This window comes from Pseudarthrobacter sp. efr-133-R2A-89 (genome assembly GCF_030209315.1).
Classification (GTDB): domain Bacteria; phylum Actinomycetota; class Actinomycetes; order Actinomycetales; family Micrococcaceae; genus Arthrobacter.
The window spans coordinates 40,674-60,821 of the sequence record NZ_JARVSE010000007.1 but is presented as its reverse complement, the minus strand read 5'-3'; the positions used below and the strand labels follow the sequence as shown (position 1 = coordinate 60,821).

Below are 20,148 nucleotides of genomic sequence, written 5' to 3'. Positions count from 1 at the left end.
CAAGCCCCGGCGGGCGGCCCGGCAGCCCCGATATCCCCGGAATCACAGCATGCTTCCGGTACCGTGGCTACTATGGCCACACGTACTACTTCCGCGCCCAAAGGTACCGGCAGGGGCAGCTCCGGCAGCAAAGCCGGAAGCTCCACAGGCCGCGGAACCGGCTCCACTGCCGGCAAGACAGGGCGCGGCGGCTCAACCAGCACTGCACGCACCCGCCAGCTTCCCGCCGTCGAACACCACCAGCCTTGGCCCCTGCGCGTCGTGGGCGGGGCATGGCTCGGAATCGGGCACCTGGTGGGCGGGGGAGTACGCCGGATCGGCTACGACGTCAGCGACCTCCCCGCGGACGAACGCCGCGACGGTGCCGCGCTGTTCAACCTGGCCCTGGGTGTGTTCATTGCCACGTTCGCCTGGTGGGGCCTGACGGGCTGGTTCCCGGACGCCGTCTATGCCGTGGTCAACGGAACCTTCGGCTGGCTCTCCCTGCTGCTCCCGCTCATGCTCTTTGTCTGCGCGTTCCGCCTGTTCAGGCGCCCCTCGGACGGCCGGGGCAACAATCGGGTGGGCATCGGCTTCCTCATCATGACTTTCGCGGGGTGCGGCCTGGCCCACATCCTCGGCGGCCAGCCCACGGTTGCCGATGGCTTCGACGGCCTCCGCAAAGCCGGCGGCATGCTCGGCTTCCTGGCAGCCAGTCCCTTGGCCGCCATCCATCCCGCCGTGCCGGTGGCACTCTACGGGCTGCTGGCCTTCGTTTCCCTGCTGATCATCACGGCCACCCCGTTCACGGCCATCCCGCGCCGCCTTCGCGGAGCCTACGAGCACCTCATGGGCATCGACCTGATGGACCAGGACCCCGGCCACGTGCACGACCGCAGCTACCTCGAACGCCCCGCAGCCGCTGAGCCCAAAAAGAAGAAGCGCAGGTTGTTCGGCAAGGACCAGGAGCCCGATGCCGGCCTGGAAGGCTACGTGGGCGACGAAGCTTTCGAACACGCGGTCATCGACGACGACGAGCCGGAGCCCGCGCGGCCCGCACCGGGCGTCCGGCGCCCCACCCAGGCGGAGATCGCCGTCGAAAAAATCAAGGCTGCGCAGGGCCTGGGCGCCGGTTCGGCGCCTGCCGCGGAGAACGCCACCGAGGCCATCCCGCTGGTTATTCCCGGCGCCGCGGCTCCCGGGAAGCCGGCCGCCGCACCCACGGTGCCCTCGAATCCGGTAGCGCCCGCTCCGCCACCGGTACCCATCCCGCAGCGGACCGAGCAGCTCTCCCTCGCCGGGGACGTCACCTACACGCTGCCGGCTTCGGACTTCCTGACCCCGGGATCCATCCCCAAGGAGCGCACGGAGGCCAACGACGCCGTCGTCGCCGCCCTGACCGACACCCTGACGCAGTTCAACGTTGATGCCACGGTGACCGGGTTCAGCCGCGGCCCCACCGTCACCCGGTACGAGATCGAGCTCTCGCCGGGCACCAAGGTGGAACGCGTCACAGCGCTGTCCAAGAACATCTCCTACGCCGTGGCCAGCTCCGACGTCCGGATCCTCAGCCCCATCCCGGGCAAGTCCGCGATCGGCATCGAGATCCCCAACACGGACCGCGAAACCGTCTCCCTGGGCGACGTGCTCCGCAGCCAGAACGCCCGCCGCACGGACCACCCCATGGTGATGGGCGTCGGCAAGGACGTCGAAGGCGGCTACGTGGTGGCCAACCTCGCCAAGATGCCGCACCTCCTGGTCGCCGGTGCCACCGGTGCCGGTAAGTCCTCGTTCGTGAACTCCATGATCACCTCCATCCTGATGCGGGCCACCCCGGACGAGGTGCGCATGGTCATGGTGGACCCCAAGCGCGTGGAACTGACGGCCTACGAGGGCGTCCCGCACCTGATCACCCCCATCATCACCAACCCAAAGAAGGCTGCCGAGGCGCTGCAGTGGGTGGTCCGCGAGATGGACGCCCGCTACGACGACCTCGCCAACTACGGCTTCAAGCACATCGACGACTTCAACAAGGCCGTCCGTGCCGGCAAGGTCCACCCGCCGGTGGACTCCAAGCGCGTCATCCGGCCGTACCCGTACCTGCTGGTGATCGTGGACGAACTCGCCGACCTGATGATGGTCGCCCCGCGCGACGTCGAAGACTCGATCGTGCGCATTACCCAGCTTGCCCGCGCCGCCGGCATCCACCTGGTGCTGGCCACGCAGCGGCCCTCGGTGGACGTCGTCACCGGCCTCATCAAGGCCAACGTGCCGTCCCGCATGGCGTTCGCCACCTCCTCGGTCACCGACTCCCGCGTTGTCCTCGACCAGCCCGGCGCGGAAAAGCTGATCGGCCAGGGCGACGCACTCTTCCTGCCGATGGGTGCTTCCAAGGCGATGCGTGTGCAGGGTGCCTGGGTCACCGAGTCCGAGATCCACAAGGTGGTGGAGCATGTCAAAGGTCAGCTCCAGGCCGTCTACCGGGATGACGTCGCCCCCGAGGCGGAAAAGAAGCAGATCGACGACGACATTGGCGATGACCTCGAGGTGCTGCTGCAGGCCACGGAACTGGTGGTCACCACGCAGTTCGGCTCCACCTCGATGCTGCAGCGCAAGCTCCGCGTCGGCTTCGCCAAGGCCGGCCGGCTCATGGACCTGCTCGAGTCCAGGGGAGTGGTGGGCCCTTCCGAGGGCTCCAAGGCCCGCGACGTGCTGGTCAAGCCGGACGACCTCGCGGCCGTGCTGGCGGCCATGAAGGGCCAGGACGCACCGGCCGCCCCGGATTCGCAGACAGCCGCGCTCAGTGACAATGCCAACGCCAACATCGCCCAGGGCGGCTACGCAGAGGACCTGGTGGCCGCGGACCTGGACAAACGGAAGCAGAACGTCGAGTACTACGACGGCTCCGATTCCGCTCCCGGCGGGTACGGGGATGACGACGACGGCTCCGAGGACGCCTGGTCGCTGACCGGACGGTAGGGCCGCGCCGGCGTTGCGGCAGCCCCGGGCAGGTAGCCTAGGTACGTGACTAGCACCGATGCCACCGCCGCCGGCCCGCGCCGTGCCGGGGTCTGGAACCTACCCAACGTCCTGACCATGATCCGCATCGCGCTGGTCCCGTTCTTCGTGTGGTTCCTCGTGGCAGATGCCCCCGGCCTGCACAGTGAGGCAGGGTCGTGGCGCTGGGCCGCGGTGGCGGCGTTCGCCGTCGCCATCTACACGGACAAGCTCGACGGCGACATCGCCAGGAGCCGGAACCTCGTCACGGACTTCGGCAAGATCGCCGACCCCATCGCGGACAAGCTGCTCATCGGATCGGCCCTGGTCATGCTTTCCCTGCTGGGTGAACTGCCGTGGTGGGCAACGCTCGTGATCCTGGTCCGGGAATGGGGAATCACGGCACTTCGCTTCTTCGTCATCCGCTACGGAGTCATTCCCGCTTCCCGCGGCGGAAAGCTCAAGACCGTCGTGCAGACCGCAGCGATCTTCCTGTATTTGCTCCCTTTGGGCGCCTTTGCGCCGTGGCTGGTGTGGGTTGCTTTCGCCGTCATGATGGCGGCGCTGGCCATCACCGTGTGGACCGGCGTCGAATATGTCATCGAAGCCCTGCGCCTGCGCGCGAAGGGGCGGCAGGCAGGAACGGTGAAAGGACAGGAACCGTGAGCAACCTCCACCATCTCGCCGGACAGGTCGTGCGGCAGGCACTTGACGCGGGACTGACCGTTGCCACCGCAGAGTCCCTGACCGCCGGCATGGTCTCCGCCGTCCTCGCCGATACCCCCGGCGCCTCCGGCATGCTTCAGGGCGGCGTCGTTGCGTACCAGAACTCGGTCAAGGAAGGAGTACTCCACGTCCCCGCCGGGCTCCTGGCCCGCGTCGGCTCCGTCGACCCGGACGTCGCCCGCGCCATGGCCGAAGGAGCCCGCGACGTCCTGGGCGCCCACCTCGGGGTTTCCACCACCGGCGTGGCCGGTCCGGAGGCGCACGACGGCAAACCTGTCGGGCGGGTCTACGTGGGGATCGCCACCGCCGCCGGCAGCACGGCATTTGAGTATTCCTTCACGGGCAGCCGGCCTGACATCCGCGCCGAAGCGTGTGCGGCGGCCCTTGAAAGGCTCCTTGAGGCGATCTCAGCCTGACGCTTGCCCGCCCAAGTTACCGCACGTAAAGTTGCCGGGAACAAAAGCCGGTACCGATTAGTTATTACATTGTGTCGCTTCCGGAGAGCGGAGGCGCCTAGGATGAAACGACCAGACGGTCCGCCTTTAGGCGGACCTGACCAATGAGGGAGCAAGGCGATACAGATGGTAAAGCAGCCCGTATCCGTAAACGGCGTTGTCCGCTGGAAGGATGTGGGCCTCGCCGAACAGGCTAAGAGCGAACAGAAGGAGCGCAAGATGGTGGTACTTCGTCACGAAATCGGTGATGTGCTGCGCGATGTCCGCCAGCGTCAGGGGCGCACGCTCCGTGAAGTTTCGCACAGCGCCCGCGTTTCCCTGGGATACCTCAGTGAAGTGGAGCGTGGCCAGAAGGAAGCCTCGTCAGAGCTCCTGTCCTCGATTTGCTCCGCCCTGGACGTGCCGTTGTCCAGCATGCTTCGGGAGGTCAGCGACCGGGTGGCAGTAGCCGAGGGTGTTGCAGTGCCGGACACCGTACCGCAGGAATTCTCCCAGCGTTACGGCCGTGACCTGGAACGCGACCTCAACGCAGAACTGAACGACGAACTCTCCACAGGCCTTCTCTCCGGCGCCCGTTAGGGGCAGCCCCCACCCGTTGGGTGGGCCGCGGAACAAAGAAGCCCCCGGCATGGCCGGGGGCTTTTCTTGCGTGAAGGCGGCTAGCTCTCCCGTGCCGGAGACGCGCCCGGTGCTTCCTTCGGGAATCCGTCGGGCTCGTAGGTGGAGTTCAGCTTGGCCATGTAGCGGGCCAGTTCCTGCAGGTCCTCCACCGGCCATTCCCGCAGCCGTTCCTGGAAGACCTGGCGCCGGGCGTCCTGGACCTGGTGCATCTTTTCTTCCCCCTTGGGCGTCAACCGGATGGACTGCGCCCGGCGGTCCAACGGATCGGCCTCCTTGGAAACCAGCCCCAGGCCTTCAAGGAACGCGATCTGCCGGCTGACGGAGGGCTTGCCCACCCCGATGTTCATCGCCAGTTCGGTCAGCCGGATGGGCCCCTCGCGGCGGATCACAGTCAACAGCCCGTACGCCGCAGGCTCCATGTCCGGGTGCACTTCCCGTGACAGCTGGTTCGAAATGGCCCGTGCGCGCCGCCAAAAAAGACTGATCTGGTGCTCGACGTTCTGCAGGGCCGTATCGGCGGCAGCATCGACTGCTACATCAGCCGGCGTGCCATCGGGGGAGTTGCTCATGGCAACAATTCTAGGGTCCACACTCATGAGAGGATTTACCGATGCGAATCAGCGACTACTGGCGGCTCATGGATGACGAGTTCGGCGCGGGCTACTCCCGCGTGCTGAGCAGTACCCTGGTCCTGGCCGGGGTCGGCGGGCGCACCGCGGACCAGGCGCTGGCCGCCGGGGTGGAGCCGCGCAAGGTCTGGCTTGCCGTCTGCGACCTCCAGGACGTGCCGGCGGACCGCCGGCTCGGCCGGGACATAGCCCCCCGCCGCGACTGACGCCCGCCGGGCACGGCGCATCCGCCGGCCGGCCGGGCCTCCTGCCGACCGGTCCGGGACCCCTTGCCGGACACGCCGCGCGACCTTCCTCTTCGAATACCTGTTCGGATAACGCTATGCTTTTTTTATTGGGTTTATCCACATAGCCGATGTCCTGAGGCCGGAATGTCAGTGGGTCCCCTTAGCGTCAGAGATGACCAACAAGACGGCCGCACAGGCCACCATCGAGAAAGCATTAGAGGTGTCAACCATGGCGGCAGCCCCGGATCGTGCAAAAGCGCTGGAAGCAGCACTTGCCCAGATTGACAAGCAGTTCGGCAAGGGCTCGGTGATGCGCCTGGGCGACGAAGTCCGTGCCCCCATCGAGGTCATCCCCACCGGGTCCATCGCCCTGGACGTCGCCCTCGGCATTGGCGGGCTGCCCCGCGGCCGCGTGGTGGAAATCTATGGGCCGGAATCGTCAGGTAAGACCACCGTGGCACTGCACGCCGTGGCCAACGCCCAGCGGCTGGGCGGCATCGCTGCCTTCATCGACGCCGAACACGCCCTGGACCCGGACTATGCCGCGAAGCTCGGCGTGGATACCGACGCCCTGCTGGTCTCACAGCCGGACACCGGTGAACAGGCCCTGGAAATCATGGACATGCTGGTGGGCTCCGGCTCCCTGGACATCGTCGTCATCGACTCCGTCGCCGCCCTGGTTCCGCGCGCTGAAATCGAAGGCGACATGGGCGACAGCCACGTCGGCCTCCAGGCACGGCTCATGAGCCAGGCACTGCGTAAAATTACCGGCCGCCTGAGCCAGACCAAGACCACCGCCATCTTCATCAACCAGCTCCGTGAAAAGATCGGTGTGTTCTTCGGTTCCCCCGAAACCACCACCGGTGGCAAGGCGCTGAAGTTCTACGCGTCGGTCCGCATCGACGTCCGGCGCATCCAGACCCTGAAGGAAGGCGCTGATTCGGTCGGCAACCGGACCAAGGCCAAGATCGTAAAGAACAAGATGGCCCCGCCCTTCAAGGTGGCCGAGTTCGACATCATCTACGGCCAGGGCATCTCCCGCGAAGGCGGCATCATCGACATGGGCGTCGAGCACGGCATCATCAAGAAGTCCGGCTCCTGGTTCACGTACGACGGCGACCAGTTGGGCCAGGGCATGGAGAACTCGCGCCGGTTCCTCCGCGACAACCCCGAGCTTGCCGCTGAACTGGAGCGCCTCATCAAGGAGAAACTCGGTGTGGGCGTGAAGCCGGCGGAGGACGAGTCCAAGGACACGCCCAAGCTGAAAGCCGTCGACGGGTTCTAGCCCTTGACGTGGTCTCCCGAGGCGCATTCGCCTGACGCCAGGTCACCCGAATCCGGTTCCCGGCGGCGCCGCTCCGCCAACCCCGCCCGTGGGGCCACGGAGCGGTCTGTCGTGCCCGACGACCCCCTGGCAGAGGACGCCGAACCGGATCCTGCCGGGGTGGCCAAGGCCATCGTGTACCGGCAGCTGACGGCCTCGCCGAAGAGCAGGCTGCAGCTTGCCCGGAAACTGGCCGAACGGAACATCCCGGAACACGTGGCAGAGGAAGTCCTGGACAAATTCCAGGAAGTCCGCCTGATCGATGACGCCGAATTTGCCGACATGTGGGTCAGGAGTCGATCCCAGTCCCGCAAGCTCGCCAGGGGTGCCCTCCGGCGCGAGCTGTCGGAGAAGGGCATCGACCCCGAAACCGCCGCCGCGGCCCTGGAACAAGTATCGGACGCCGACGAGGAAGCTGCCGCCAGGACCCTGGTTGAGCGCAAGCTGCGGCCTGGAACAAACCTGTCGGACGCGGCCGAACGGGATAAAGCAGTGCGCCGTCTGGCGTCCATGCTGGCGCGAAAGGGCTACCAGCCCGCGCAGGCATTCAGGATCGTCAATGACGTACTCGGTTCAGTCCGGGATCCCGACGGTGACCCGCTCCCGAGCCGGTACCCTTAACGGGTGAGTTTGACCATTCCTTCCCCCCATTCCGGCACCACCCCTTCCGTCGAACCCGGAACGGGTCCGCAGCCCGGAGCCCGGCCGCGTACCTACCAGGTGCGGACGTTCGGGTGCCAGATGAACGTCCACGACTCGGAGCGGATGGCGGGACTACTTGAAGACGCCGGGTACGTTCCCGCGGAAGGCGAGCAAGCCGACGTCGTGGTGTTCAACACCTGCGCGGTGCGCGAGAATGCTGACAACAAGCTCTACGGAAACCTCGGTATCCTGGCGCCCGTCAAGGCGGCGAACCCCGGGATGCAGATCGCGGTGGGCGGATGCCTGGCCCAGAAGGACCGGGAAACCATCCTCAAGAAGGCGCCCTGGGTTGACGCCGTTTTCGGAACCCACAATGTTGGTGCGCTCCCGGCACTGCTCGACCGGGCCCGGCACAACGACGAAGCGCAGCTGGAAATCCTTGAGTCCTTGGACGTGTTCCCGTCCACGCTGCCCACCAAGCGCGACTCCGTGTACTCCGGCTGGGTGTCCATCTCGGTTGGCTGCAACAACACCTGCACGTTCTGCATCGTGCCGGCCCTGCGGGGCAAGGAAAAGGACCGCCGCCCGGGCGAGATCCTCGCTGAAATCCAGGCGCTCGTGGACGACGGCGCCATCGAAGTCACGCTGCTTGGCCAGAACGTCAACTCCTACGGGGTGGAGTTCGGCGACCGCCAGGCCTTCTCAAAGCTCCTCCGTGCCTGCGGCGACATCGAAGGGCTGGAACGGGTCCGTTTCACCAGCCCCCACCCCGCGGCATTCACCGATGACGTCATCGAGGCCATGGCGGAAACACCCAATGTCATGCCCCAGCTCCACATGCCGCTTCAGTCCGGCTCGGACAGCATCCTGAAGGCCATGAAGCGGTCCTACCGGTCCACCAAGTTCCTCGGCATCCTCGACAAGGTCCGGGACAGGATCCCTGACGCCGCCATCTCCACCGACATCATCGTCGGCTTCCCCGGCGAGACAGAAGAGGACTTCCAGGCCACGCTCGACGTCGTCGAGAAGTCGCGCTTTGCCACCGCCTTCACCTTCCAGTATTCCAAGCGGCCAGGGACCCCTGCCGCGGACCTGCCGGACCAACTGCCCAAGGCCGTAGTCCAGGAAAGGTTCGAACGGCTCACTGCGCTGCAGGACAGGATCGCCGCGGAGGAAAACCGGAAGCAGCTCGGCCGCCGGCTGGAGGTCATGGTCACCGCGCAGTCGGGCCGCAAGTCCGAGGAGACGCACCGGCTCTCCGGCCGGTCCAGGGACCAGAGGCTGGTACATTTCTCGGTCCCTGAAGGCGCGCCGGCCCCCAGGCCCGGCGACCTCGTGACCGTCACCATCACCGAAGCCGCTGCCTTCCACCTGGTGGCCGACCCCACGCCCGAGGACTACAGCCTGCGCAGGTCGCGCGCCGGGGACGCCTGGGACCGGTCGCAGGCGGATTCCTGCGGCGCGCCGGTGCCAGGGAACGGAGCCGGACAAAAGGGCGTCTCGCTGGGCATGCCTTCACTGCCGCTGCGCACCACCCGCTGACCGGTGGTCGCCCCGCCCGTCATCGCCGTCGTCGGTCCCACTGGCTCCGGCAAATCGGATCTTGCCGTCAACCTTGCCCTGCAACTGGACGGCGAGGTCATCAACGCCGACGCCATGCAGTTCTACCGGGGCATGGACATCGGCACCGCGAAGATCTCCATGGCCGAGCGCAGGGGCGTGCCACACCACCTCCTGGACATCATGGACGTCACCCAGGAGGCGAGCGTCTCCAAGTTCCAGGAACAGGCCCGTGGCGTGATCGCGGACATCCATGCCCGCGGCAAGAGGGCCATCCTGGCCGGCGGCTCGGGGCTCTACGTACGGGCCGCCCTGGACGTACTGGAGTTTCCCGGCACGGACGCCTCGTTGCGCGCCCGGCTTGAGGCAGAACACGCGGAACGCGGGACGGCAGAACTGCTGGCAAGGCTCCGCGCCGTGGATCCCGCTTCCGCGGAACGGCTCGCTGATGCCCGGCGGATCATCCGCGCCCTGGAAGTCCACGAACTCACCGGACGGCCTTTCAGCTCCTTCATGCCCCGCCGGGAGTACCACCAGCCGGCTGTCCAGGTGGGACTGGACGTGGACCGTGATGTCCTGCGGGAGGGCCTGGCAGTCAGGGTCCACCGGATGGTGGACGCCGGGCTGCTGGCAGAAGTGGGGACGCTTGACGCCCAAGGCCTGCGGACCGGGAAGACAGCCTCCCGGGCCCTCGGCTATGCACAGTTCCTGCGGGTCCTCGACGGCGCCTTAACCGTGGCGGACGCTGCGGAGGAAACCATTGTGGCTACCCGCCAATTTGCCCGTCGCCAGCTCACCTGGTTCCGCGCCGACCCCCGCATTACATGGCTGGACTGGCAGGATCCCGAACTTGCCGGCAAGGCTGCGCTGCTCTGCCGGTAACCGCGGTTTCAGCGGCAGCGGCATCCGCCGCTACGCTTGGGACCATGAATGCTACCCCCGCCGAAACGTCCGGATCCGCCCTTCGTGCCATGGGCGGCCTCCGCTTTTCCAAGGGGCACGGCACGGGCAACGACTTCGTCCTGGTGGCCGATCCCGAGGGCACCCGCAGCTTCGACGAGCACCAGGCAGCGGCCTTGTGCGACCGGCACCAGGGAATCGGCGCCGACGGGCTGATCAGGGCCGTGCCCTCCCGCTTCCTGCCGGAGGGCAGGGAACTGCTGCTGGACACCCCCGGCGCGGAATGGTTCATGGATTACCGGAACGCGGACGGTTCGCTGTCGGAAATGTGCGGAAACGGGGTCCGGGTGTTCGTCCACTTCCTGCGCACCGAGGGGCTGATCGACCTGCCCGACGGCGGTTCACTTGCCATCGGGACGCGCGGCGGGGTCAAGACCGTGGTCCGTACCGGGAACGACTACGCGGTGGACATGGGCCCCTGGGAGTTCATCTTTCCCGGCGAAGCCAGTGCCAAGGCCATGGATTCCCTCGTCGCCGCCGACGGGCTGGAGGTTCCCCGGCCGGCCTTGTCCGTGAGCATGGGCAACCCGCACACCGTGGTGGCCCTTGCCGAGCTGTCCGAGCTGGCCGGGACCCGGCTTTTCACCGCGCCGAAAGTCGACCCCGTCCCGGCAAACGGTACCAACGTGGAGTTCGTCGTTCCGGCTGAGCCCCTCGTGCACGACGGCGTCGGATCAGTGACCATGCGCGTGCATGAGCGCGGTGTGGGGGAGACGCAATCCTGCGGCACGGGCGCTTGCGCGGCCGCCGTCGCCATCCGGCACTGGGCGGGTGCCGAGGCTCCCGACGTCTGGCGCGTCCATGTTCCCGGAGGGGTTGTAGGCGTTAAGTTCTTCGCCGGACCCGGCGGCCACGAGCACGTGGAGCTCAGCGGTCCGGCGGTTATTGTGGCGAGCGGGACGCTTTCCTGACCTTCAGGATCCGGAAGGACTTGGCGGTCGATTCGCGCGTCACGGTGAAGGAGCTGTCCAGTTCGGCGGCCAGCCAGCGCTGCAGCGAGTCCGAGCCCAGGTTCTTCTGGACCACCAGCCACGCTGTCCCGCCGTCAGCCAAGCGGGGGAGCCACAGCTTCAGCAGCGCATGCAGTTCGTCCTTGCCGATCCTGATGGGCGGATTGGACCAAATGGTGTCGAAACGCATATTCGGGTCCACGGCCTCAGGCGTGCTGGCAACCACATTGGACAGGCCCAGCGCCTCGGCATTCTCGTTGGTCAGGGTGATGCACCGTTCGTTGACATCCACCGCGTAGACCCTTGACTGGGGCGCCAGCAGTGCCATGGTGAGGGCCACCGGTCCCCAGCCGCAACCAATGTCCAACAGGTTGCCGTGGGGGTTCGGCGCAGGGACCTCCGCCAGGAGTATGGCAGTGCCCTTGTCGATGCCGTCCGGGCTGAAGATGCCCGAGGAGCTTTGGAGCCTGCGCGTTCCGCCGGCCAGTTCCACGGTGAGGGGCTTGCGGGTAAAGGGCCCGGCGGGGGACGTGCTGAAATAGTGAGCGGACTCCATAACTGGCCAGAGTAGTTCCCCCTGCAGCGTAATGGGAAACTGTGCCTGCGCCCCTCTGTTAGGCTAATGGGCATGTTCTTGATCTTCGAGTAGCCGGTACGGGCCTCGCCCGTTCCTGCCGCTGCCCAGCAGAGGCAGCCCGTCCCACAGCGACGCAGGTTCCCATTCCTTCCGCTTGTGCACCGGACCCGGACCATTCCGTCCAGGCCCGGCCGCCGGACAGTACTCGAACGTCAGCCTTCCGCTGCGCTTCCTGCAATTCTCCGGCCTCGCCCGCCCAGCCGCCCCTGCAACGCGGCATCCCGGCCCCGGCACCGCCGCCGGCCCCACCATCAGGAGGACTGCATGACCGCAGGCCGTCAGCCCAGCGCGAATACTTCCCACCTTCCACCCAAACGGCACTATTCTGGAAATGCCGAATCTTCAAAGGAGACCATGACCAGCCAGCCAAACACCGGGTCCGATCCAGCCGCCCAGGACATGAGTCCCGAGGAAATCCAGGCTGTCATCGACCGGATCCTCGCCAAGGACGTACCGGCCCGGAAAGTCAGCACGCCCAGCGGCGACGGCAGCGGCACCGGAAAAGCTGTGCTCGGCAAGGCCCAGGCCATCTCCCGCCTCGACGAAGAACATTCAACGTACGACGGCGACCAGCAGGACCTCGAGGAACGCCGGGCCCTGCGCCGCAGGGCAGGGTTGTCCACCGAACTCGAAGACGTCACCGAGGTCGAATACCGCCAGCTCCGCCTGGAACGCGTGGTCCTGGCAGGTCTCTGGTCCGACGGAACGCTGGCCGACGCCGAAAACTCGCTGCGCGAGCTTGCCGCCCTCGCCGAGACGGCCGGCTCCGAGGTCCTCGATGGGCTGGTACAGCGGAGGGCCAAGCCGGATCCCGGAACGTTCCTGGGCTCGGGCAAGGCGCTCGAACTGAAGGACATCGTCATGTCCACCGGTGCGGACACCGTGGTGGTGGACGCCGAGCTCGCACCCTCGCAGCGTCGTGGCCTCGAAGACATCGTCAAGGTCAAGGTCATCGACCGTACGGCCCTGATCCTGGACATCTTCGCCCAGCACGCCAAGAGCCGCGAGGGCAAGGCGCAGGTGGAGCTGGCACAGCTTGAATACCTGCTTCCCCGACTCCGCGGCTGGGGCGAATCGATGTCCCGCCAGGCAGGTGGCCAAGTGGGTGGCGCCGCCGCCGGCATGGGCTCGCGCGGCCCCGGTGAAACCAAGATCGAACTGGACCGGCGCCGGATCCGTACGCGCATGGCCAAGCTTCGGCGCGAGATCGCCGCGATGAAGCCGGCGCGGGAAACCAAGCGGGCCAACCGTCGTCGTAACGAGGTACCGTCGGTGGCCATCGCCGGGTACACCAACGCGGGGAAATCCTCCCTGCTCAATCGGCTCACCGACGCCGGCGTCCTGGTGGAGAACGCCTTGTTCGCCACCCTGGATCCCACCGTCCGCAAGGCCGAAACCGCTGACGGCCTGGGCTACACCCTGGCCGACACCGTAGGGTTCGTCCGCTCGCTGCCCACCCAGCTGGTGGAGGCCTTCCGCTCCACCCTCGAAGAGGTGGCCGATTCGGACCTGATCCTGCACGTGGTGGATGCCTCGCACCCCGATCCCGAGGGCCAGATTGCCGCGGTCCGGAAGGTCTTCAGCGAAGTTGACGCCCGCAAGGTGCCCGAGATCATCGTGTTGAACAAGGCCGATGCCGCCGATCCCTTCGTGATTGAGCGGCTGAAGCAGCGCGAACCACGCCATGTGGTGGTCTCTGCCCGGACGGGTGAGGGTATTGCCGGGCTGCTGAAGGCCATCAGCGACGCCATCCCGAGGCCCAGCGTGAAGCTTGAACTGCTCATTCCGTACGACCGGGGCGACCTGCTCAGCAAGCTGCACGAATCCGACGCCGAAATCATCCACCTCGACCACGTTGCGGAAGGTACCAGGGCCGTGGTGATGGTCCGCGAGGGCCTGGCATCCGAGCTGGAACCATTCGCCCTCAATGACTGACCTCGCGGCCGGGGAAGCTGCGCAGGCGGGCGGCGAGCAGTTCGTCATTGAACTGCTCGACCGCGCCGTCGCCGGCATGGGTGGACAGAGCCGCACCGGACAACACGAAATGGCCCGCCAGGTGGCCCGGGCCATCAGTTCGGGCAACCATCTCCTGGTTCAGGCAGGCACCGGGACCGGCAAGTCCCTGGCCTACCTGGTACCGCTCATTGCCCACGCCTTGGAAAGCAACAAGCCCGCCCTGGTGTCGACGGCCACGCTGGCCCTGCAAACCCAGATCGTCGGCAGGGACCTGCCCCGGCTCCTGAAGAACATCACGCCCGCCCTGGAGCGGCCCGTCAAAGTGGCCCTGGTCAAGGGGCGGTCCAACTACGTCTGCCGCCACAAAGTGGAGGGTGGGTTCCCTTCCGAGGAGCCTTCGGAGGGCCAGCTGTTCTCCTTGGGCGAGGACACCAGCGTGCCGCACTTCGCCGCCTCAGTGGGCGGCCCCGCCTCCCAGCTGGGCAAGGAAGTGGTGCGGCTGCGGGAGTGGGCCGAGAAGACCGTCACCGGCGACCGTGACGAGCTCCTGCCCGGCGTGACCGACCGGGCCTGGCGGCAGGTGTCCGTGACATCCATGGAATGCCTGGGGGCGCAAAAATGTCCCATGGCCGCTGAGTGCTTCAGTGAACTGGCGCGGCAGGACGCGGCTGAGGCAGACGTCGTGGTGACCAACCACGCCATGCTCGCCGTCAGCGCCTTCGAGGGTCTCGCCGTGCTGCCCGAATATGACGTCGTGGTGGTGGACGAGGCGCATGAACTGCAGGACCGCGTCACCGGTGCCGTCTCCGGGCAGTTGTCCGTGGCCATGGTGCACGCCGCCGCAGCAGGTGCCCGCAAACACACGGCCATCACCGTTGACGCCCTGAACGCGGCGGCCGCCAACCTTGAGCTGGCCCTCGCCGGGGCACCGAACGGCCTGCTGCCCAACGGCCTGAACGATGAACAGCTGGACTGCGTGGACCAGCTGCGTGAGGCCTGCCGCGCGGCGCTGTCCGATTCCAAGGGGGACAGCAACACCACGGCCGACGGCGGACGGCAGCTCGCCCGGTCCCGCCTGATGCTGATCCTGGAATTGTGCGAACGGCTGCTGGCTGCCCGGGAGAACCGTGAAGTAGTCTGGTTTTCGCGCGCGAGCACCTTCGACCCCGGCCAGGGCTACTCCCCGCCTGACGAGAATGCACCGGTCCTGGTCAACATCGCACCGCTGTCCGTTGCCGGACGGCTGAGGGAAGGGCTCTTCGCCGGCCACACTGTTGTGCTGACCTCTGCCACCCTGGCCATCGGGTCCGCCTTCGAACCGGCAGCGGGCGGACTGGGACTGATAGGCGACGGAGCTCCCAGCTGGACCGGCGTGGACGTCGGCTCACCCTTCGACTACCCCAAACAGGGCATCCTCTACGTGGCGGGACACCTGCCCAAACCCGGCCGGGGTGTTTCGCCGGAAGCACTGGAGGAGCTCGAAGCGCTCATCAAAGCATCCGGTGGCGGTGCCCTCTGCCTCTTTTCCTCGCGTCGCGCTGCGGAAGAGGCCGCCGACGCCCTGCGGCCCAAGCTCGATATGACCGTGCTCTGCCAAGGCGAGTCAACCATGACCGCCCTGGTCAAGCAGTTCGCCGACGAACCGGACACCTGCCTCTTCGGGACCATGTCCCTGTGGCAGGGGGTAGACGTTCCGGGCGGGTCCTGCCGGCTCGTGGTGATCGACCGGATTCCCTTCCCCAGGCCGGACGACCCCCTCATGACAGCCCGGTCGCGGGCCGTGGCCCAGGCCGGTGGCAACGGTTTCATGTCGGTTTCGGCTACCCACGCGGCCATCCGGCTGGCCCAGGGCGCTGGGCGGCTGATCCGGTCAACCGGCGACAAAGGCGTCGTTGCGGTGCTTGATTCGCGGCTGGCAACCGAACGTTATGCGGGCTTCCTTCGGGCCGCGCTGCCGCCGTTTTGGTCCACTACGGACCGCAGCAAGGCACTGGCCGCCCTCACGAGGCTCGGCGCGGAGGCCTCCGGATAGAGGTCTGCCGCGGCCGAAGGTGACAGGCGGTGTCAGAGTGACCGCAGCACCGAAACCACTTTGCCCATGATGGTCGCGTGGTCGCCCAGGATGGGTTCGTACTGCGTGTTCTGCGGGAGCAGCCAGGTGTGCCCGTCGCGCTGGCGGAAAGTCTTGACGGTTGCTTCGTCATCGAGCAGGGCAGCGACGATGTCACCGTTGACGGCGTCCGCCTGGCGGCGCACCACTACCCAGTCTCCGTCGCAGATGGCGGCGTCCACCATGGAGTCTCCGGCCACCTTGAGCATGAACAGCTCACCCTGGCCGACAAGTTGGCGGGGGAGCGGCATGACATCTTCAACAAGCTGCTCGGCGAGGATGGGACCGCCGGCGGCAATCCGGCCAACCAGTGGAACCATGGCGGTGTCCAGCGCAGTGGGCAGCTCCGTTACGGTGGCGCCGGGTGTCTGCGGCGCTGTCGCGGCAAGCGGCTTCCCGGCGCCGCCGTCGAGCGTGAGGGGCATGAGCACCTCCATGGCCCGCGGCCGCTTCGGGTCGCGCCGGAGGTAGCCCAGCTTTTCCAGCTGGGACAGCTGATGGGTCACGCTGGACAAGCTCGCCAGGCCCACCGTGTCGCCGATCTCGCGCATCGACGGCGGGTAGCCGTTGTCATTGACGGACCGCTGGATGGTCTCGAGGATCTTTTTTTGCCGTGGGGTAAGCCCCTTCGGAGTCCTCTTTGGTTGCGGGGCCGTCTTGCCCCCGGCGGCTGCTGCTGCCATGTTCGCCAATGCCTTTCGCTTGCCGCCGGATCTTCCGCCCCACGCCGTTGGCCGGCGCTGCGTGAAGGGTCGCCGCTGTCATTGTCAGACCCTGCTGTTCAACTTCAGTGGTGGTTGTTCTTGGTTTCCAAGCTAGGCCAGCCACATTGCTTTTTCAAACATTTGTTCTAGCGAGTCTCGACATTGTTCGTTGATAGGTGCTAAAACTTAGTAAGCAAAGTTCGAATATGTGTTCTAACCACTGCATGGCCTGTTCGAAGACCTGGCCGGAAGAGATTGGTATTCCGGCAGGGCAGGCAGGACGGCAGCGGCGGACACCCGGGCAGCACGGCAGGTCCAGGAGGGCTCAGTTCATGTCAGCTTTAACTCTTTCCCGCATTTCCCGTCCGGAATTCCTGGCCGGGGAGCGCCACATGTCCGGCAACCGGCGGATCAGTGCCGGAAGTGCGCCATCACCGGCGCCGCTTCGGTTGACCCGGCGGGGCCGGATCGTCCTGCTGGGAGTGCCGCTGATTCTGCTCGCGGTCCTGCTGCTCTCCTTGGCCGGACTCTTCCACTCCCCGGCCAAGGCCTCCGATTCCGCCGCGGACCTCGCCGTGACACCCACGGTGACGGTCACCGTCCAGCCCGGCCAGTCCCTGTGGTCCATCGCCGGTGCCGTGGCCCCGAACCGGGATGCACGGGACGTCGTGGCGGACATCGTCCAGCTCAACAACCTGTCCGCCGGCGCGGTCCTGCCCGGGCAGCAGCTCTTCGTCCCCAGCCACTGACCTGCCCTTGAGCGGTCGCCCTGGAGCGGCGGCCGGGAGCGCCGGGGCCTGGAACCTGCCGGTGTGCGTCTCCCGGTAGGTGCTGTCAGCTCCTCGTCCGGGCGGTTCCGAGGCAGGCCGAAAGTGTCACATTTTCCGGTAGTTGCCACGGCAACTAAACTGTTCAGGTGAACGACCAGCTAGAACGCCTGAACCGGCTACCCCTCCGCAGCAACCTTCGCGGGCTGACTCCCTACGGGGCGCCCCAACTGGACGTCCCCATTCTCCTGAACGTCAACGAGAACACCCATGGCGTCCCGGCGGACGTGCGGGCAGCCATCAGCGCCGCCGTGACGGAGGCCGCCGCCGGCCTCAACCGCTACCCGGACCGGGAGTTCACCGATCTCCGCAAGGCCCTGGCCGAATACCTTGGCCACGGCCTCGATGAGACGAACCTGTGGGCCGCCAACGGCTCCAACGAGGTTCTGCAGCAAATCCTGCAGGCTTTCGGCGGCCCCGGCCGCACCGCGCTGGGCTTCCCGCCCACGTACTCCATGTACCCGCTGCTGGCGAGCGGCACCGACACCGAATACATCACCGGTGTCCGGGCCGAGGGCTATGACCTCAGCGCAGAGTCCGCTGCCCGGCAGGTCAGGGAGCTGCAGCCGAACATCGTGTTCCTCTGCTCGCCGAACAATCCCACCGGCACCGGCCTGGGACTGGACGTCGTCGAGGCTGTCTACGAGGCCGGTGTTCCAAGCCAGACCATCGTCATCGTGGACGAGGCGTACCACGAGTTCGCCCACGACGGCACCCCGAGCGCACTGACCCTGCTGCCCGGCAGGGAGCGGCTGATCGTCTCCCGCACCATGAGCAAGGCTTTCGCCCTTGCCGGGGCCCGCCTTGGCTACATGGCCGCGGCACCGGAGGTCACCGATGCCCTGCGCCTGGTGCGCCTGCCCTACCACCTGTCCGCCATCACGCAGGCAACCGCCCTGGCGGCCCTCCAGCACCGGGAAGCGCTGATGGCCGACGTGCAGGACATCAAGCAGCAGCGCGACCGGATTGTGGCTGAGCTGACGAGGATGGGCCTGAAGCCTGCGGCGTCCGACTCCAACTACGTGTTCTTCGGTGGCCTGGAGAACCCGCACCAGGTCTGGCAGGAACTGCTGGACGCGGGCGTGCTGATCCGCGACGTGGGAATTCCGGGCCACCTGCGGGTCACGGCAGGTACTGAGCCGGAAACCACAGCCTTCCTCACATCCCTGGAACGCATCCTTGCCGGCCACGCCGCGCTTCCCGCCTAGACTTGATACTGCGGCGCTGGGCGCCCTGAACCACTCCTTCTCCCACTAAGGATCCTTCACCATGAGTTCAACCGGTTCGAACACTGCTGCGGCCCGGACCGCCCGAATGGAGCGCGCCACCAGCGAGTCCTCCGTCCTCGTGGAGATCAACCTCGACGGAACGGGTGTGTCCAACATCGACACCTCGGTTCCGTTCTACGACCACATGCTGACCGCGCTGTGCAAACACTCGCTGATCGACATGACCGTCAAAGCCACCGGAGACACCCACATCGACGTGCACCACACCGTGGAAGACGTCGCCATTACGTTCGGCGAGGTCCTGCGGACCGCCTTGGGAAACAAAGCCGGGATCCGCAGGTTCGGCGAGGCAACCGTGCCCTTGGATGAGGCCCTGGCCAACGCGGTGGTGGACGTGTCCGGCCGTCCCTACCTGGTCCACGGCGGCGAGCCCGCTGGCCAGGAGTACCACCTGATCGGGGGCCACTTCACCGGCTCCCTGACCCGCCACGTCTTTGAGGCCATCACGCTGCACGCCGGCATTTGCCTGCACATGAACGTCCTGGCCGGCCGGGACCCGCACCACATCGTGGAGGCGCAGTTCAAAGCCTTCGCCCGCGCCCTGCGCGCCGCCGTCGAACCGGACCCCCGCGTCGAGGGCATTCCGTCCACCAAGGGTGCGCTGTGAGCGGGCTGGTGCTCAAGGACGGCGCGATCATCGATCCCACCGCCTCGCAGAAGCTCCCGTCGCCCGAGGGCAAGCCGACGGTGACGGTGCTCGACTACGGCTCCGGGAACGTCCGCTCCGCCGTGCGCGCCCTGGAGCGCGCCGGTGCGGAGGTGATCCTCAGCGCCAAACCGGAAGATGTGCTTAACGCCGACGGCCTGGTGGTGCCCGGCGTCGGCGCATTCGAAACCGTGATGCGCGAACTCAAGGCCGTGGACGGCATCCGGCTCATCGGCAGGCGCGTTGCAGGAGGACGCCCGGTGCTGGGCATCTGCGTGGGTTTGCAGGTTCTCTTCGAGGCCGGCGTGGAACACGGCACCGAAGCCGAGGGCATCGGTGAATGGCCTGGCAAGGTGGAGGCCCTGCGCGCCGAGGTCGTCCCGCACATGGGCTGGAACACCGTCAAGGTGCCCGAAGGGTCCAAGCTGTTCGCCGGCGTCGAAAACGAACGATTCTACTTCGTGCACTCCTACGGCGTGCAGGAATGGAACTTTGAGGTGATCCAGCCGCGGATGGCGCCACCACTGGTCACCTGGTCCGAGCACGGCGGCCCCTTCATCGCCGCCGTGGAGAACGGGCCGCTCTGCGCAACGCAGTTCCACCCCGAAAAGTCAGGCGACGCCGGCGCCCGACTCCTGCGCAACTGGGTGGAAGGCCTCCGCAAGCCCGCCACCGACGACGCCGGCCAAGGCACCTCCCCGGCCGAAGCCGGCAGCGGCGCCTAGATGTGGTCCGTACTCCTGATGGGCCTCGCCGGCATTCTGATTGGCGGCGGCATCTCGTTCCGTCAACAGCACAAGCCGCTTTGGACCCAAGTGTCGTTCTATGTCCTGGCCGCCATGTCGCTGCTGGCCGCCTACCTGCTCACGCTGCCCGCCAGCTGACCCCGCGGGGCGCCGGCGACCATGC

Annotated in this window: 20 protein-coding genes; 17 read left to right on the top strand and 3 right to left on the bottom strand. The window is 66.9% G+C overall.

Translation table 11 applies throughout. The features are described 5' to 3' along the window. Window positions 1-72 precede the first annotated feature (72 nt). The 4 genes from QRM95_RS13495 (at window position 73) to QRM95_RS13480 (ending at window position 4,736) form a co-directional block, all read left to right on the top strand. The gene (locus QRM95_RS13495; protein WP_285248078.1) at window positions 73-2,958 is read left to right on the top strand and encodes an FtsK/SpoIIIE family DNA translocase; all 2,886 of its coding nucleotides are present in this window, start codon (window positions 73-75) and stop codon (window positions 2,956-2,958) included. A 45-nt stretch (window positions 2,959-3,003) separates the two neighbouring features. Then, window positions 3,004-3,642, top strand: a complete 639-nt coding sequence (gene pgsA / locus QRM95_RS13490; protein WP_285248077.1) for a CDP-diacylglycerol--glycerol-3-phosphate 3-phosphatidyltransferase — start codon at window positions 3,004-3,006, stop codon at window positions 3,640-3,642. After that, window positions 3,639-4,118 (top strand): CinA family protein, encoded by a 480-nt coding sequence (locus QRM95_RS13485; RefSeq protein WP_285248076.1) that lies wholly within the window; start codon window positions 3,639-3,641, stop codon window positions 4,116-4,118. The genes pgsA and QRM95_RS13485 overlap by 4 nt, the downstream gene beginning before the upstream one ends. Before the next feature lie 165 nt (window positions 4,119-4,283). Further along, on the top strand, window positions 4,284-4,736 hold the full coding sequence (locus QRM95_RS13480; RefSeq protein WP_018763632.1) for a helix-turn-helix domain-containing protein: 453 nt from the start codon (window positions 4,284-4,286) through the stop codon (window positions 4,734-4,736). Window positions 4,737-4,816: 80 nt separating this feature from the next. Here QRM95_RS13480 and QRM95_RS13475 read toward each other — a convergent pair whose 3' ends face one another. After that, window positions 4,817-5,347, bottom strand: a complete 531-nt coding sequence (locus tag QRM95_RS13475; RefSeq protein WP_285248075.1) for a MarR family winged helix-turn-helix transcriptional regulator — start codon at window positions 5,345-5,347, stop codon at window positions 4,817-4,819. Between the two features lie 41 nt (window positions 5,348-5,388). On the opposite strand from QRM95_RS13475, the gene QRM95_RS13470 reads away from it, so the two are divergent. From QRM95_RS13470 to dapF, 6 genes are all read left to right on the top strand, one after another. After that, on the top strand, window positions 5,389-5,613 hold the full coding sequence (locus tag QRM95_RS13470) for a DUF3046 domain-containing protein (protein WP_018763630.1): 225 nt from the start codon (window positions 5,389-5,391) through the stop codon (window positions 5,611-5,613). 250 nt (window positions 5,614-5,863) lie between these two features. Then, the gene (recA, locus tag QRM95_RS13465) at window positions 5,864-6,919 is read left to right on the top strand and encodes a recombinase RecA (RefSeq protein WP_026265110.1); all 1,056 of its coding nucleotides are present in this window, start codon (window positions 5,864-5,866) and stop codon (window positions 6,917-6,919) included. A 111-nt stretch (window positions 6,920-7,030) separates the two neighbouring features. After that, a complete protein-coding gene (locus QRM95_RS13460; protein ID WP_285248074.1) occupies window positions 7,031-7,579 on the top strand; it encodes a regulatory protein RecX in 549 nt (182 codons plus the stop codon). 3 nt (window positions 7,580-7,582) lie between these two features. After that, on the top strand, window positions 7,583-9,142 hold the full coding sequence (miaB, locus tag QRM95_RS13455; protein WP_285248073.1) for a tRNA (N6-isopentenyl adenosine(37)-C2)-methylthiotransferase MiaB: 1,560 nt from the start codon (window positions 7,583-7,585) through the stop codon (window positions 9,140-9,142). Window positions 9,143-9,145: 3 nt separating this feature from the next. Beyond that, the gene (gene miaA, locus QRM95_RS13450) at window positions 9,146-10,042 is read left to right on the top strand and encodes a tRNA (adenosine(37)-N6)-dimethylallyltransferase MiaA (protein WP_285248072.1); all 897 of its coding nucleotides are present in this window, start codon (window positions 9,146-9,148) and stop codon (window positions 10,040-10,042) included. A gap of 44 nt (window positions 10,043-10,086) precedes the next feature. Continuing rightward, complete coding sequence (gene dapF / locus QRM95_RS13445; protein WP_285248071.1) at window positions 10,087-11,031, top strand: diaminopimelate epimerase; 945 nt, start codon at window positions 10,087-10,089, stop codon at window positions 11,029-11,031. Here dapF and QRM95_RS13440 read toward each other — a convergent pair. Next, complete coding sequence (locus tag QRM95_RS13440) at window positions 11,003-11,626, bottom strand: class I SAM-dependent methyltransferase (protein ID WP_285248070.1); 624 nt, start codon at window positions 11,624-11,626, stop codon at window positions 11,003-11,005. The two genes, dapF and QRM95_RS13440, sit on opposite strands and share 29 nt — an antisense overlap. A gap of 435 nt (window positions 11,627-12,061) precedes the next feature. Here QRM95_RS13440 and hflX point away from each other — a divergent pair, with 435 nt between their 5' ends. Next, window positions 12,062-13,642, top strand: a complete 1,581-nt coding sequence (gene hflX, locus QRM95_RS13435; RefSeq protein WP_285248069.1) for a GTPase HflX — start codon at window positions 12,062-12,064, stop codon at window positions 13,640-13,642. Beyond that, window positions 13,635-15,695, top strand: coding sequence for an ATP-dependent DNA helicase (locus QRM95_RS13430; RefSeq protein ID WP_285248068.1), 2,061 nt, complete (start codon window positions 13,635-13,637; stop codon window positions 15,693-15,695). Before hflX ends, QRM95_RS13430 begins: the two co-directional genes overlap by 8 nt. Before the next feature lie 32 nt (window positions 15,696-15,727). Here QRM95_RS13430 and lexA read toward each other — a convergent pair whose 3' ends face one another. Further along, window positions 15,728-16,456, bottom strand: coding sequence for a transcriptional repressor LexA (lexA, locus tag QRM95_RS13425; protein ID WP_285248067.1), 729 nt, complete (start codon window positions 16,454-16,456; stop codon window positions 15,728-15,730). A gap of 413 nt (window positions 16,457-16,869) precedes the next feature. On the opposite strand from lexA, the gene QRM95_RS13420 reads away from it, so the two are divergent. From QRM95_RS13420 to QRM95_RS13400, 5 genes are all read left to right on the top strand, one after another. Continuing rightward, a complete protein-coding gene (locus QRM95_RS13420; RefSeq protein WP_285248160.1) occupies window positions 16,870-17,226 on the top strand; it encodes a LysM peptidoglycan-binding domain-containing protein in 357 nt (118 codons plus the stop codon). Window positions 17,227-17,393: 167 nt separating this feature from the next. After that, window positions 17,394-18,512, top strand: coding sequence for a histidinol-phosphate transaminase (locus tag QRM95_RS13415; RefSeq protein ID WP_285248066.1), 1,119 nt, complete (start codon window positions 17,394-17,396; stop codon window positions 18,510-18,512). 61 nt (window positions 18,513-18,573) lie between these two features. Next, window positions 18,574-19,200, top strand: coding sequence for an imidazoleglycerol-phosphate dehydratase HisB (gene hisB, locus QRM95_RS13410; protein WP_018763618.1), 627 nt, complete (start codon window positions 18,574-18,576; stop codon window positions 19,198-19,200). Beyond that, entirely contained in the window at window positions 19,197-19,964 is a 768-nt protein-coding gene (gene hisH, locus QRM95_RS13405) for an imidazole glycerol phosphate synthase subunit HisH (protein ID WP_285248065.1), read from the top strand. The genes hisB and hisH overlap by 4 nt, the downstream gene beginning before the upstream one ends. Continuing rightward, a complete protein-coding gene (locus tag QRM95_RS13400) occupies window positions 19,965-20,123 on the top strand; it encodes a CG2302 family histidine operon protein (RefSeq protein ID WP_018763616.1) in 159 nt (52 codons plus the stop codon). Window positions 20,124-20,148: the final 25 nt, after the last annotated feature.